The organism is Mastigocoleus testarum BC008, assembly GCF_001456025.1.
Taxonomy (GTDB): domain Bacteria; phylum Cyanobacteriota; class Cyanobacteriia; order Cyanobacteriales; family Nostocaceae; genus Mastigocoleus; species Mastigocoleus testarum.
In genome coordinates this window covers 38,724-54,366 of record NZ_LMTZ01000162.1, presented here as the reverse complement: position 1 = coordinate 54,366, position 15,643 = coordinate 38,724, and the positions used below count along the sequence as shown (strand labels likewise).

At 34.9% G+C, this 15,643-nt stretch carries 8 protein-coding genes; 2 read left to right on the top strand and 6 right to left on the bottom strand.

What is annotated here, in order from left to right:
* Window positions 1–110: 110 nt before the first annotated feature.
* The 3 genes from hrmK to lipA all read right to left on the bottom strand — a co-directional run bounded on the left by hrmK (window position 111) and on the right by lipA (window position 3,700).
* Window positions 111–1,964, bottom strand: coding sequence for a hybrid histidine kinase/response regulator HrmK (hrmK, locus tag BC008_RS43360; RefSeq protein WP_027841315.1), 1,854 nt, complete (start codon window positions 1,962–1,964; stop codon window positions 111–113).
* 561 nt (window positions 1,965–2,525) lie between these two features.
* Window positions 2,526–2,675, bottom strand: a complete 150-nt coding sequence (psaX, locus tag BC008_RS45965; protein WP_063800870.1) for a photosystem I protein PsaX — start codon at window positions 2,673–2,675, stop codon at window positions 2,526–2,528.
* A 122-nt stretch (window positions 2,676–2,797) separates the two neighbouring features.
* On the bottom strand, window positions 2,798–3,700 hold the full coding sequence (gene lipA / locus BC008_RS43355; RefSeq protein ID WP_027841316.1) for a lipoyl synthase: 903 nt from the start codon (window positions 3,698–3,700) through the stop codon (window positions 2,798–2,800).
* A gap of 379 nt (window positions 3,701–4,079) precedes the next feature.
* Here lipA and BC008_RS43350 point away from each other — a divergent pair, with 379 nt between their 5' ends.
* Window positions 4,080–4,652 (top strand): response regulator, encoded by a 573-nt coding sequence (locus BC008_RS43350; protein ID WP_027841317.1) that lies wholly within the window; start codon window positions 4,080–4,082, stop codon window positions 4,650–4,652.
* Between the two features lie 241 nt (window positions 4,653–4,893).
* Entirely contained in the window at window positions 4,894–10,548 is a 5,655-nt protein-coding gene (locus BC008_RS43345) for an ATP-binding sensor histidine kinase (RefSeq protein WP_036264752.1), read from the top strand.
* Between the two features lie 62 nt (window positions 10,549–10,610).
* On the opposite strand, the gene BC008_RS43340 is transcribed toward BC008_RS43345, so the two are convergent.
* The 3 genes from BC008_RS43340 to BC008_RS43330 all read right to left on the bottom strand — a co-directional run bounded on the left by BC008_RS43340 (window position 10,611) and on the right by BC008_RS43330 (window position 15,539).
* Entirely contained in the window at window positions 10,611–12,275 is a 1,665-nt protein-coding gene (locus BC008_RS43340) for an NAD(P)-binding domain-containing protein (protein WP_058184774.1), read from the bottom strand.
* 61 nt (window positions 12,276–12,336) lie between these two features.
* Window positions 12,337–13,098 carry a hypothetical protein gene (locus tag BC008_RS43335; RefSeq protein ID WP_058184771.1) on the bottom strand — a complete coding sequence of 254 codons (762 nt, stop codon included), beginning with the start codon at window positions 13,096–13,098 and terminating at the stop codon, window positions 12,337–12,339.
* Between the two features lie 881 nt (window positions 13,099–13,979).
* Entirely contained in the window at window positions 13,980–15,539 is a 1,560-nt protein-coding gene (locus tag BC008_RS43330) for an NAD(P)H-quinone oxidoreductase subunit N (RefSeq protein WP_027841319.1), read from the bottom strand.
* Window positions 15,540–15,643 lie beyond the last annotated feature (104 nt).

Below are 15,643 nucleotides of genomic sequence, written 5' to 3'. Positions count from 1 at the left end.
GGAATCGCTACCTTTCTCCATTTTAAGCAGGTTAAGAAATAAGTCATAAACTTAAAATTTATAACTTTAATAGTAAATACTTCCAAAAGTCTGTATAAAACTTAAGAACCTTAAATTCGCTTTTTCGATAATTGACAATATTTTGAAACTAAATTTCCCAAAACAGGTAAATCGATAGGTTTAGAAATATATTCATCAACTCCAGCAGCCAAACAAGTTTCACGATCACCTTTCATCGCCATTGCTGTTTCAGCGATAATTGGTATGTTTCGATAATTTTTATCTTGTCTGAGTTGTCTTACCAAATCAAGACCATTAACATCAGGAAGATAAATATCCATCAAAATAACAGCAGGTTCGGAGCATTTGAGAGCTTCCCACATCTGCATGCTGTTGTAAGCACAAATTACTTGATACCCCAGTTTACTAAGATAAGCATCAATCAATTTGGCATTATGCAAATCATCTTCTACCAATAATATATCTGAAGAGTAAGAAAGTCGAAGTCCGGACTGATAAGAACGATCGCCACTTATACTTTCTTTTCGGTCGGTTCCTACCTCTGTTTCTTCAAACTCGCTCATTTGACTGCGAGGAAGTATCACAGTGAAGCTAGAACCACGATCTATTTCAGATACAACTTTTACTGAACCACCGTGAATTTCTGCAAGTTTGCGAGTCAGGGCTAAACCTAAGCCGGTACCTTCTTCACCACTGACTCTGCTGTTAGGAATTTGACAGTAAGGTTGAAATAATTCTGCTTGATATTCTTCAGGGATACCCGCACCAGTATCCCAAACAGTAAAGTGTACCAATTTACCTTTAACTTTTACTTGTAAACCTACACTTCCCGAAGTAGTAAATTTAAGAGCATTGAAAATTAAATTCAACAGCATTTGCTTGAGACGCAAAGGATCGGCTACGATAACGATTTCTTCCGGTTCTAGCTCCAAACGTAACTGTAAGCCTTTATTAGCAGCTTTTTCTTTTACCAGTGCTAAAACATTACGACATAATAGCGATACATTAACTTCTTCCCATTGAATTTCTAGTTGATTTGCTTCAATCTTAGATAAGTCTAAAATATCGTTAATCAAAGCTAAAAGATGCTTACCACTTGACTGAATGATACTTAAATACTCTTTATGACGTTCAGAACTTGGATTATAGCCTTGAGCTAAAAGTAAATGTGTAAAGCCAATAATCGAGCTTAATGGAGTGCGAATTTCATGGGATGTATTCGCCAAAAATTGATTTTTGAGTTGATTATTGCGCTCTAATTCTTGATTGAATTCGCTTAAAGAACGGGAAACCTTTTGCAAAGATTCTATATTCTTTAACTTCATCAAAGCTACAGCACATAACCTCGCCGCACGTTTGATCAACTGCGACTGTATCTCAACTTGTACACTTGTTAAAGAATCAGTAGCTGAATTCAACGGTGTGTAAGAAATAATTAACCAACCCCAAACATTACCAAAGTCATCTTCTATCGCCCAAGCTGCTGGTGGTTCTTGAGTCTCAAGATACTGTAAATCTTCAATATCTATAACTTCATTTGATTTGATTTGTAGTTGTTTACCACTTTTAAGATTTATAGCTAATGGCGGTGATTGAGAATTTAAAGCTTGAGAAGTGATTAGTTTGGAAGGAGATAAATAGCTGATTTTACAAAATTTTGTCTTCGCTTGAACTGAAGCAATTACAACTGTAACACCGGGTAGTGAGTTGTTGAGTTCGTTAACTAAGGTTTGATAAATACTTCGGTAAATACCAGGTTCTATTACTGATAATTCTTCTTTTGTGACTAAAACTGAAAGCAAGTAATCATTCAGGTAATTTTGCAACTTGTTAAGGCTGCGCTCCAACCACAACTCTGCGCGAAGCTTTTCCATTTCTAGGACTAGACTTGGATTTTTATCTACTTCTGAATTTTGTTTTGACAAACTTGGATACTGCTGCATGGTTAACTAGACAGCCAAAAAAAGTTCAACTTCGCAAAAGTGTATGAGGTCGATGCTATGTATATTAACGTACTATTTTATAATTCTTCATTTGTACGCTAAGGTTTCTAGTTTAAAAGTGTGAGTGTAATACCTAATTTGAGTGGGTAAATAAAACTTAGAGAATAATTCCCAGGGAATAATTAACTGTAAACAATAGAAAAACTTTGATTCCCAACTAGAAATATTAATTTCAAACTAGGAATAGAGACAAAAGAATTTTATTGCATAATTAAACAGTTTTATAGTTAATAAAAATTGAGGTGTTACCCATTCTTTCTCAAGGATAATTCCCTGATTCAAGATGAGCAACACCGCTTGTAAAATTAAGTAATTTTCCTTAGTCAAATTCAGAGTATCCGAATAATATTTACCGAACAATAATTAGTGAAATTATTGTCCGAGGAGAATAAATATTTTAGAGAGCGATTCGAATCTCATTAATTTGCGGGAAAAATTATTCAGTTAAGAAGGATAAGCAATAATTTGCATCTCTTAACTCGTTATTGAACTCGGTTAAAACTAGATATCCAATATGTGGAAGTAAATTGCAGCGACTAAGAAGTTAACTGCTAGTAAAACAAGAGAAATTGTGGTGCGATAGGGAAAAGGAGCAGCAGCCCCTGATTGGGGAACATCAACACCAACTTTTTTCTGTGCATCCGCAGTCATATTTGATTCTCCTAACTTAAGGACTTCTTAACAAATACCAAAGAGATGTCATCTTTAGCAAAATTCGTTAAAAATATTTTTGTTAAGCTACCTGCTTATTCTTAAACTCATTTGCTATCAGCCTAATCATCAATTCCTGCGTGATAAGAACTACGAACCAAAGGTCCAGAACGAACATGGGAAAATCCCATTTCCGAAGCAATTTTACCCAACTCTTTAAATTCTTCTGGTGTCCAATATTTCTGAACTGGTAAATGAGCTAAAGAAGGACGCATGTATTGACCGATAGTCAGGCGATCGCATTCAATAGTACGTAAATCTTTCATTGTTTCGATTACTTCTTCAGTAGTTTCACCAACTCCTAGCATTAATCCAGACTTGGTGGGAATAGAAGGGTCAATTTCTTTGACTATTTGCAGCAATCTTAGAGAACGCTCATATTTTGCCCCTCTGCGTACAGGTCCCTGCAAACGTCTTACTGTTTCTAGATTATGGTTATAGCAAGCCGGTTTCGCTTGGGTAACGATTTCAATTCGTTGGAACTGTTCTTTTTCCCCACCAATTCCACCCCAAAAATCAGCGGTGAGAACCTCAATTTGAGTATTGGGGTTCAACTGACGGATAGCATACATTGTCTTTACAAAGTGACTTGCTCCCTGGTCTGGTAAGTCATCCCGAGCAACCGAAGTTAAAACAACATAACGTAGATCTAAAAGCTTGACTGCTTCAGCGATTTTTTGAGGTTCAGACGGATCGAGCGGTATCGGTGCGTGACCCTTATCAACCTGACAAAAAGCACAAGAACGGGTGCAAGTTGGTCCCATTAATAAAAAAGTTGCTGTTTTTTGGGCGTAGCACTCTCCTCTGTTAGGACAACGTCCTTCTTCACAAATAGTGTGAATTTGCCGTTGTTTAATAATACGTTGCACTGTGGATAAATCGCTCGCTTTACCAATCGGGCGACGCAACCATTTTGGCATCGCCATAATTTCTGATTGCAATTGTGCTTTATTTGAGGAACCCATAAATGTCCAGAAAACTTGGGAAATTAGATGAAAGGAATAATTATTATTGGAGCACGTGGGAGGATATATTGCGAATCCAAAGTCCAGCTAAGAAGTAACAAAAGCTGAATACTAAAGTTTGGATAGGAAGCTCTGGGTATGGCTTTAATTTCCAATACTGCAAAATATACACAAGCCCAGCACTATTAAACTGCAGATAACATCATTCAATAAATTGTTTATTAGTTTAAAAGTTATAAAAGTAACCTAACAACAAAATTTATATCCCAGAAATTACTCTCCCCCAGTTTGTGTAAAATTTGGATATAGTTAGAGAATTATCATTGTTAATCAGCTTCTTAGCAATTTAAATCTAAAGTTTCTGTTAGAGCAGTAAATCGTGGCAAGTAACAAAATTCTAGTAATCGATGACACTACTGTTGTCAGGGTAAAAGTAAGAGAAATGTTACCCCCTGGCAATTTTCAAGTTTTGGAAGCAAAAGATGGCTTAGAAGGATTAAATTTAATCCGCCAAGAAGAAAAATTGAGCTTGATAATGCTCGACTTCCTACTACCAAAAATGAGTGGGTGGGACGTATTTCAGGAAATTCAAGCCAAACCAGAATTGAAGAAAATTCCTTTAGTTGTCATGTCTGGTAGGAAAGAAGAGGTAACAGAAAAAATTTCCGAACCTTTTTCACACTTTGAGTTTCTTGGTAAGCCTTTCGATCAAAAACAATTAATTAGCGCGATTAAGTCAGCAATGACTAAGGCAAAACAACCTCGCCAAGATCCTTCTGGAACAACCAGCGCAATACCAAGAACTGGAATGGTACAGGCTAATGCTAGCAGCTCATCATCAACCGAGATACAAATACTCAATGAGAAAATTACGAATATGCAGATAGAAATCAATAGTTTAAAGAAACAACTGGCTCAAGTTGTTAGTTTTATCAAGCAGAAAATTAAGTAACTACTATAAACTTGAAGCATAGAAAGTAATAATAGGTAATGGATCGTAGAAAATACGTTACCTATTAAGTAAATATCACGATAATAGTAAATAACTTATTGTTGATAATATAATATATTATCTTTAGTTTAGTGTAATTTAAAAAGTCTCAAGAAATAAGCTTTTTATTCTAAAATTGATACATTTGGGCAGATAGAGGGAATATTAATTAATATCGAAGACCCTTAAAGATTTGCTGAGTATGTTGACATCAAATGTATTAGTAGATATTCCAGGATACAAAGTCACAGAAAAAGTTTATTCGGGTAATAAAACTTTAGTTTTTCGAGGTGTTAGCACAAAAGAGCAAACGCCCGTAATTATTAAAGTGATGCGTAATGAGTACCCTACTTTTAGTGAAATATCACGTTTCCGATATCAGTACACTATTACAAAAAATCTTAATGTTCCTGGCATTATAAAATCCTATAGTTTAGAAAATTATTGTAATTCTTATGCCCTTGTAATGGAAGATTATGGGGGTGTCTCTCTTCAGGAGGAAATGGATCGGTGGGAAAATTCAAATACCAGAAATAAACCGGGTTTTCTCAATCTTTTTTTTCATATAGCAATTCAAATCGCAACAACTCTCGAGCAACTACACCGTCACCAAATTATTCATAAAGATATCAAACCAGCCAACCTTTTAATTAATCCGACAACTACAGAAGTAAAACTAACTGACTTTAGTATTGCTTCCCTGCTACCGAAGGAAATTCCCACTCAAAACAACCTGAATCAGTTAGAAGGAACCCTAGCCTATATTTCACCGGAACAAACGGGAAGAATGAATCGTGTGGTTGATTATCGTAGTGACTTTTATTCCCTCGGTGTAACGTTTTTTGAAATCTTGAGTGGAAGTTTACCTTTCAACTTAGTAGATCCCATAGAGCTAGTTTATGCCCACATAGCCAAACAACCACCTCTACTAAGTAACTTAAGTCCCAAAATTCCCTTTGTCCTTCAGGGTATAGTCAGCAAACTGATGGCGAAAAATGCTGAAGAGCGTTATCAAAGTGCTTTGGGATTAAAACATGATCTCGAAAAATGTTTGAAGCTGTGGAAAGAAAACAGGAATATTGATAATTTTCAATTGGGTTCTGAGGATATATCTCAACATTTTATAATCCCAGAAAAGCTTTATGGTCGGGAAGCTGAAGTTAAAAGATTACTCAACACTTTTGATCGAGTAAGTCTAGGAACAACAGAAATTACATTCATAGCAGGATTCTCTGGTGTTGGGAAAACTGCTGTAGTTAATGAAGTTCATAAACCCATCGTTCAAAAACGGGGTTACTTTATAAAAGGAAAATTTGACCAATTACAACGTGATATTCCTTTTGCTGGTTTTATCCAAGCTTTCGAAGATTTAATTGAGCAAATATTAAGTGAAACAGATAAAGAGATTAAACAATGGAAGGATAAAATTCTGACAGCATTGGGCGAACAGGCTCAAGTCATTATCGATCTGGTTCCTGGATTAGAACAGATAATTGGTAAGCAATCTCCAGTAGCAGAATTATCCGGTTCTGCAGCTCAAAATCGTTTGAATTTACTGTTTCAAAGATTTATAAATGTTTTCGCTAGAGATATACACCCATTAGTCATATTTCTTGATGACTTACAATGGGCAGATGTAACTTCCTTGCAATTAATTAAATTTGTAATGTCGGAAAGTAAGGAATATGAAAATAAGCCAAAAATTTCACTAGCCAATGTTTTTGAACAAAATAATAATCAAAAAGAAAAGATTAAAAGTTTACTACTTATAGGAGCTTACCGTGATAATGAAGTCTCTATTACACATCCATTATATTTGCTAATTCAAGAGTTATTAAATCTCGAATATAAAATTGACACAATTGAATTAAATCCTTTAAATCAGAAAGATTTAAATAGTCTAGTCTCAGACACTCTAAGATGTAAAAAAGATGATGCAATACCTTTTTCACAAATGGTTTTTAGCAAGACTAAAGGTAATGCATTCTTCATCCATCAATTTCTTAAGCATTTATACAAAGATGAAGTTATTAAATTTGATTTCGAAAAATATAATTGGCAATGTAATATTAATGAAGTTAGGGAATTAGCGCTTACAGATGATGTTGTAGAATTTACAGCACTGCAAATAAAAAGGCTTCCAAAATATACTCAAGACGTTTTAAAACTTGCAGCTTGTATTGGAAATGAATTCGATCTCAGAACACTTTCTATTATCAATCAAAAATCAGAAATAGATACAGCATCAGAATTTTGGCCTGCATTGAAAGAAGGAATTGTTTTTTCAAAAAATGAAGATTATAAATTAGATCAAGATAGTCAATATTTATCGAATTTTGATGATAGCATCATCAAGCAAAAAATAATTTCATCTAAAGAAATTAATAATTTTAAACAACAAAAAAGACGCTTTGCCACCTATAAATTTTTACACGATCGAGTACAACAAGCAGCCTATTCTTTAATCTCTGAGGACCAGAAAAAATCAGTTCATTTGCAACTTGGAAATTTATTATTAGAAAATATTCCTCAAGAAGAACGAGAAGAAAATATTTTTGTCCTCGTGAATCAATTTAATAAAGCAGTAGAATTAATTCACGGAGCATCAGAACGCTATAGTCTGGCAAAAATGAATCTCATTGCTGGACGTAGAGCATTATCATCAACAGCTTATACTACAGCAGATAAGTACTTAGCTACAGGTATTAATTTATTAGAAATTAATACCTGGGAAATAGATTATGATTTAAGTCTTGGTTTATATGAAACTGTAGCGGAAGTAAAATATCTCAGTGGTGATTTTGAACAGACAGAATTATTTGCTGGCATAGTATTGCTTAATGCCAAAACATTATTAGATAAAGTAAAAATTTACCAAGTTCAAATTGAACTTTATAAGTCACGCAATCAAGGTAACAAAGCAATTTCAATCGGTATAGAAGTACTGAAGTTATTTGGGATAGATTTTCCTGAACACCCCAGCCCTATCGATGTAGAAGCTGCCTTACAACAAACACAGTTAGCTTTAGCAGAAAAGCAGATAGAGGATTTAGCAAATTTACCCGAAATGACTGACCCTGAAAAATTGGCAGTCATGAATATTCTTAGTGGTCTCTTACCAATTAGCTACACTTGCAACCCCTTCTTATTCACCTTGGTTGCAATGCAACAGATAAATATATCTTTCAAATATGGTAACTGTGGAGCTTCCGCTGTAGCTTATGCAACTTATGCTGTAATACTAGTTTCCTTCGAAGTAAATGTTGATTCTAGTTATAAGTTTGGACAGCTAGCATTAAAATTATTAGATCGGTTCAATGCTTCAGGATTGCAATGTATCGTAATTTTTGCAGTAAATAGCTTTACAAAACATTGGCGAGTCCATCTTAATGAAAGCCTAAATTATTTATTGAATGTATATTCAATTGGTCTAGAAGTTGGAGACTTTGAGCAGGCTGCTTATTCCTTATGTTTCTATTTAGATCATTCATTTTGGCTAGGGAAAGAACTGTCAGAACTAGAAACAAGAATTAGTAATTATCACCAGCGAATTACTCAACTCAAACAAAAAATAGTGTTGACATCAAATTCTGTTACTTGGCAAGTGGTAATTAACCTAATTAAAGGTACTGAGATTCCTTACAATCTGAATGGCGAAGTTTGTGATGAAACAAGCATTTTACATATACTAGAAAAAGGAAATGATAGACAAGGTCTTTCCTATTTTTATATCAAAAAGCTAGTTTGTTGTTACTTATTTGAAGAATTTTCTCAAGCTAACCAAAATAGTATTTTAGCAAAAAATTATTTGGATGGTATCCCAGGCAATTTTATCAAAAGTATCTTTTATTTTTATGATTCTCTAGCAATGTTAGCAGTTTATCAAGAAGTTAGTGATTCAGAGCAAAGTAATATTTTAGAAAAAGTCGCTAATAATCAAGAAAACATGAAAATATGGGCGCACCATGCTCCAATGAATTTCCTACATAAATTCGATTTAGTAGAGGCTGAACGTAATAGAATTTTAGGTAATTACTGGGATGCAATGGATGCTTATGATCGCGCTATTTCTAAAGCAAAAGAAAATGAGTATATAAATGAAGAAGCTTTAGCAAATGAATTAGCAGCTAAATTTTATTTAGAATGGGACAAATATAATATTGCTCGCACATATTTGACAGATGCTTATTATGCCTATATGCGGTGGGGAGCAAAAGCTAAAGTTGAACATTTACAAGAACGCTATCCGCAACTCATTACTCCTATTTTTCAGCAAGATAAACTTAGCCAGTATTCTATGACTAGTACTCATAGTAATACTTCTGTGCCACTATCAGAACAAAAGACCCATCAAACTCTTGTTGGTAGTGGAACTAGTACTTCTGACTATATAGATTTAGTATCTGTAATCAAAGCATCACAAGCACTTTCTGGAAAAATAGAGCGAAAACAATTACTTTCCACTTTAATCAAAATAGTAATGGAAAATGCGGGTGCTTCCAAATGTGTTCTAATTTTGAATACAAGCGAGGAAACAGAATTAAAAGTGGAAGTAGTTTGTTCTAGCTCTACATTATCAACTAATACTCTTGAATTGCTATCAGTTCCCCTAGAATCGAGTTCAGAAGTTCCTGTTAGTCTGATTAACTATATTAAGCGAACTCAAGAAATACTAGTCATAAATAATGTAAATTCTGAGCCATCTACAGCAAGAGATGAATATATTATTAAGCAGCAACCTAAAAGTATCTTGTGCTTACCGATGTTAAACCAAGGTAAACTGGTTGGTATTTTGTATCTCGAAAATATTTTGATGACCGATGTTTTTAGCCACGAACGCATTGAGATACTGAAAGTCATTACTACTCAAGCTGCAATATCACTAGAGAATTCAATACTTTATAGTAGTTTGAGAGAAGCTAAGGAAAATTTAGAAGAATACAGTCATAACCTCGAAGAGAAAGTAGAACATAGAACCAAAGAATTAATAGAAAAAAACGAATATTTACGAAAAACTCTAAAAGAACTACGGACGACTCAAGTTCAATTAATTCAGAGTGAAAAAATGTCTTCTTTGGGACACATGGTGGCAGGGATTGCCCATGAGATTAATAACCCGATCAACTTCATTCATGGAAACATTACTTATTCCTGTGAGTATTTCCAAGATTTATTAGATCTGATTACTGTATATCAACAAGAATATCCCGAACCAACTAATGCTGTTGTACAAAAAGCAGAAGAAATAGATATCAATTTTTTGACAGAAGACCTTCTAAAAATTCTCAACTCTATGCAAGTGGGTAGTTCCCGTATCAGAAATATTGTACTTAGCTTGCGGAATTTTTCCCGTTTAGATGAATCAGACATGAAGTGTGTAAACATTCATGAAGGTATTGATAATACCTTGATAATTTTACAACACAAACTAAAAGCTAAGAAAAATGACAAGAATATTCAAGTAATCAAAAACTATGATTATCTCCCAGAAATTAATTGTTATCCTAGTCAATTGAACCAGGTATTTATGAATATTTTGAGCAATGCAATTGATGCATTTGATGATAAATACTTTGAAGAAAATTCTTCTATTTGTCCTGAAATTTGTATTACTTCTGAATTAGTTGATTCCAAACGAGTAAAAATTCGGATTTCCGATAATGGTGTTGGTATCGGTAAGGAGGTTAAGCCGCATATATTCGATCCATTTTTTACAACTAAGCCAGTGGGAAGTGGTACAGGTTTAGGTTTATCAATTAGCTATCAAATTATTGTGGATAAACATAAGGGTAAATTAACTTGTAATTCAACTCCAGGGGAAGGAACAGAGTTTGTCATTGAGATACCTATAAAGTAAGTTGAATATATACAGAAATAGGTCAACCCTTAATCAGGAAGATAAGTTGAGACTCTGCTGTCCTACAAGGACGGGGCTGTAAACCCAGTTTTCCTAGCAAAAGCTTGGTTTATGCATGAATATTCCCGTATGAACTCCCGTTCAAAATATTGTCTAAGGGGCTGTTCATGCATTTCTTTGTGATACTGCCTTATCTTACGCCCCGAACGCGTTCGCACTGTTCCCCGTTCCCGATGTGAAGCATAAACACCAAACAAATCTTCTAAAATATGGTGCTCTGAAACTAGCTCTCCATAAGAATATCTGCGAATAATCGGGTGCAAAAAGACACTTTTATGAGCCAGATCGAAATGTGGATATCGTTCAATAGCCATAACATCACCCTCCCATTTTCCCCATTCAAAGGTAAGTGAATAGTAATGAAGTTCTGTTGCAAACTCTCCCTCTTTCAAGGCTTCTAAAGGTAGTTCCTCATACCAGTTGATTACAGCATCACGTATAACAAAAACATCACAAAGATAGCCAAACTGAGCCCAGAGTGCAGAGGTTCGACAGACCCGCTCTAAGATTGCACAACTTACGTCGTATGGTGTTACCTGCAATGTTTGCACCGGTATTGGTTGTTGCTCGTAGCGATTTAGCAGGTAGCGAGAGAGGGTTCGAATGTTGTAGCGAAACCCATCAATGAATGCAGATGATGAACGCTTAAAGTCACGACCTTGCATCAAGGTACCTGCAAAAAATAGATTTGACACATTATTAGACTCCCAATATGGAGTAATAGCTGGAAGTCGCCCTCCCAAAATTGTTTCGGGTTTGCAGTTTGTATCATAAAAACTCAAGTCTAACTGGAATCCTGTGCAGCGAATGACACGATCATAAACAAATTCTTCCACTTCCCCACCGGCATGAACATATGTAACTGTTACAAGAAAAGTAGAATCAGCTTGTCTTTCAATATTATGAATGTGGCAATCGAGCATACCATTGAGGGTCTTGAGATGATAGGCATCAAGTAACCTCGAGTAATTTGCTCTCAGATGTCCAGGATGACGCGAGTTGTAAGCCAGGGTAATTGAGCTAGGACTAGCTACATGAACAATGGCTGCAGATTCTAAAGCAACATCTGCGATCTCAAAAGCAGAATTCCCTTTACCAATAACCAAAACTCTCTGCCCCGCATAGGTTTCAGAATCCATCGAGACCGTTTCGTAATGCTCTACTGCTTCAATCCCAGGGATATTGGGAATATAGGGTTTTCCCAACCCAGTTGCAATAATCAGTATTTGACAAACATAAGCTTTGCCTTGGGTGGTTTGCAGCTTGAATAAACTCTTTGATGTTTTGTGAATTTTTGCGATCGCATTATTATGGCAAATATTGAGATGAAATTCCTTAGCAAATGCTTGTAAATAACTAACTAGTTCATCTGCAAAAGGGTAAAGACGATGACTAAAATTTCTAAACAAGAAGCTGTAGTCATCGGTAAGTAGAGAATTCCAATCCCAACGCAGCAATATTTCTGGATCTTCGAAAACACTATGGACTCGATTAAAGGAAATTAGCTTGCGGCTACGAGGTAAAGTCCTAAAAAACGAAGCAATCAGATCTGATTTTTCAAGAATAAGATAGTCGCACTGGTTTTGCTGTAAAAAATAACCCATTTGTAAACCAGCAGGACCAGCACCTATAACTAGGTATTTGTGATAAATACATTCAGTCAACATGATTTAATTCGTCCTTGACTGGTGTGGCAAAAAATTTTTCTGAAGAAAATTATGAAATTGTCTAAGTTGTGGTTGTGGATGTACATATCTCAGAAGAATTAACAGAAGAATTAGTAAAAATAAAAGGTTTTTCAATAGGATATTTTTGTGCAAATACCATCATTTCCTGAACTGATTCACTAAAAAGGTCAAAGACTTTTTCAACTATTTCAAAGGCTTGGATTTTTTGTTCTGCTGTTAATTCTATGTTTTCTATAAATTTTTCACAGTCATTACTTCCAGTGAGATGACCAGTCTCTACACGTAAATGATATTGACCAAAATAACGATAGTTGTGCTTAGTAATTTTTTGTAACTCTTGAACTATCGGTACAGTTAATTGAAAACCAACATTACCTGTTGCTTCTATTGATTCAACAGCTGCCAGTGCTACTATTGGTTCTTTTTGGAAAGTATATTGGGCAATTGTATAAAAAACCTGACGCGTTTTAGAAGTTTCATCACCCCAGAAGAATTTCATAGAATCACTAAATTTCATTAATCGATCAAGTCCTAGTTTTTCTAAATCTTCTAGAAACCATATCCAATGATGCTCATCCTCATAAGTATGTATATTGATTAAAGTTTGAATTGGATTTTTTGTTGGTTCTTTTCGGAAATTGTACCTATTCAAATCCCTAAAGCTCATTACTAAAGGCGTCAAACATGGGACCCAAGCTAATCTTTGTCGTGGATCAATACTTTTATCTTGCAAATATTTAAAGAAAGACAATTGAGCAAATTCTTGTTTTCTTTTTTCAATTAGTGCAAGTACTTCTTTCATTACTTTTACCCAAAAATTTGTATCGCATCCAAATGATTAAATTACTCAATGCAGAATAATTACGTGCTAATAAAAGTGGGAAAAATAATCCTGAAGAATTCATCTTCCCGCTAGGTTCTCTTTTTTAATATGCTGCTTTTTTTAAACTAAATTACACTAAATTATTTAATACTTTTGAATTGTATCAATCAGGAATTTTATTTATTTTTTTACTGTGCTAATAATACAAATCAAACATTGTATATAACAGTACTTGCATATATTATTTTTTCGAAAAAACAAATTTTAACTACTTTCAATATGTTCTTGGTTATAAAACTTATTTTTCAATATAAATGGCTATTTTTAGGACTTATTCTCATATAATGACTTAAATATAATTGCCTTATAAGCTCAATATTTTGAATTAAAACCTACTGCAACTAGTAATAAATAAAACGCTAAAATCAGTAAAAAAACTGAGTAAGTCAAAAAATCATGATATTTGATTGACGCATTAAATACTACTGTTTACTCAATTTCAATAGGCTTTAATAAATCCTTAAGCCAGCAAAGAACCTGTCAAAACAATGCTATTAGGAACTTTCAAACCGCATGTGTTTTTTGCTACCACAAAAACATCTGTCTGAAAATATTATTAAAAGCATTCGATTAGATGTATAATACCTAAATTTTTATGCTATCTTCTCTTTGTAAATCTAATCGAGTTAACAATAATTTCTCAAATTAATAATAATTTCGAACATGTTACTTCTTTTTGCTTCATTTAAAAATCTATCTCCTTAAATAAATTTTTATATATTTTTTCAAAATAAAATTCCCCCATTATTTTGGGGGAATTTACAACTTATTTATCAGCCTTAATAGAATTCTGATAAATACTATTGCTGTTCGTATAACTCAGCATTTATATTTGCGTTTTGAAGCGCCACAGAAGGTGGCTGCAATATTGCTGTATGAGTTACAGAATTATTAGCCAAAGTAAACAAAGGATTAGACAGGATTCCGGCAATGGAAGTAGCAATTAATGTTGTAACTAAACCGACTTGTAGAGGTCTTAATCCAGGTAAATTCCAACTCACTTCTGGATAGTTCTTAACAACTTCAGACATTTCCTGGGGTTCTTTAACTACCATCATCTTGACTACACGGATGTAGTAGTAAATTGAAACAACACTGGTCACTAATCCTAGCAAGACTAAGCCGTACAGACCAGCTTGCCAACCTGCCCAAAATAGGTAAATTTTTCCAAAAAATCCAGCGAGTGGTGGAATTCCACCTAAGGATAGCAATGAAATGCTCAGGGCTAAAGTCAACAGTGGATCTTTTTGATATAAGCCTGAGTACTCTACTATTTGGTCCGTTCCTGTTCTCAAAGAGAAGAGAATTATGCAGGTAAAACCGCACAAATTCATGAAAAGATAGACCAATAAATAAAATATCATGCTGGAATAACCAGCATCAGTACCAGCAATCAAGCCGATCATGACAAATCCAGCTTGAGCGATGGATGAGTAAGCTAACATCCGCTTCATACTGGTTTGAGCAAGGGCGACAACATTCCCTAGCACCATGCTTAAAATTGCAAGAGCAGTAAAAACAAACTTCCACTCAGCAGCGACTAGTGGAAAAACGCTTGTTAATAAACGAATAGCAAGTCCAAAGCCAGCAGCTTTAGAACCCACTGATAAAAATGCAATAACTGGGGTAGGTGCACCTTCGTAAACATCTGGCGTCCATTGATGGAAGGGTGCAGCAGAAATCTTAAATCCTATACCCGCGATCGCAAATACTAGAGCAATAACCAAACCTAAAGATTGACCAACATTGGCAACAGACATACCATGAGCAATTGCCTGGAGTTGGGTTTCTCCTCCTGATAAACCATACAATAAGGAAGCCCCGTACAAGAAAACGGCAGTAGAAGCAGCACCAATTAAAAGATACTTTAGAGCAGCTTCATTAGAACGAGGGTCGCGTTTGGTATACCCTGTGAGGAGGTAGGAAGAGATACTGAGGGTTTCTAGGGAGATGAAAATCATCACTAGGTCACTAGCCCCACAGACAAACATCCCTCCTAAAGTGGCACAAAGCAAAATTGCGATGAATTCTGCTAATGCCGTACCGGTTTGTTCTACATAGCGAATCGACATTAAAATCGTCACTACAGCAGACAAAGCGACGATACCACGGAAGACGATACTGAGGTCGTCACCATTAAAGGCACCAATGAAGGAGATGGGATTACTGCTATCCCATTGAAAATATAGGGCTACGACAGAACCAAGCAATCCGGTAATTGCTAGATACCCAATCCAACGGGAAGATGCCCGCCCAACAATCAAATCAACAATTAAAACTCCTAAAAGAGTAATAATTACAATTCCTTCTGGCAAAATAGTTCCAGCATTTAACTGGGATGCAAGATTAGCAAAATCCATGAACTGTATAGGTTTTGGCTACTTAAACTGAATGTCCAACTCTGTTAATTCTATTGTATGAAGCTAAAGTTGCATCCTTATAAATAAGTTTTGCGCTAAATTTA

Bases quoted from the DNA above. Each gene is read 5' to 3' on its own strand.
- hrmK (WP_027841315.1), bottom strand. From the start codon at position 1,964: ATGCAGCAGTATCCAAGTTTGTCAAAACAAAATTCAGAAGTAGATAAA.
- psaX (WP_063800870.1), bottom strand. From the start codon at position 2,675: ATGACTGCGGATGCACAGAAAAAAGTTGGTGTTGATGTTCCCCAATCA.
- lipA (WP_027841316.1), bottom strand. From the start codon at position 3,700: ATGGGTTCCTCAAATAAAGCACAATTGCAATCAGAAATTATGGCGATG.
- BC008_RS43345 (WP_036264752.1), top strand. From the start codon at position 4,894: ATGTTGACATCAAATGTATTAGTAGATATTCCAGGATACAAAGTCACA.
- BC008_RS43340 (WP_058184774.1), bottom strand. From the start codon at position 12,275: ATGTTGACTGAATGTATTTATCACAAATACCTAGTTATAGGTGCTGGT.
- BC008_RS43335 (WP_058184771.1), bottom strand. From the start codon at position 13,098: ATGAAAGAAGTACTTGCACTAATTGAAAAAAGAAAACAAGAATTTGCT.
- BC008_RS43330 (WP_027841319.1), bottom strand. From the start codon at position 15,539: ATGGATTTTGCTAATCTTGCATCCCAGTTAAATGCTGGAACTATTTTG.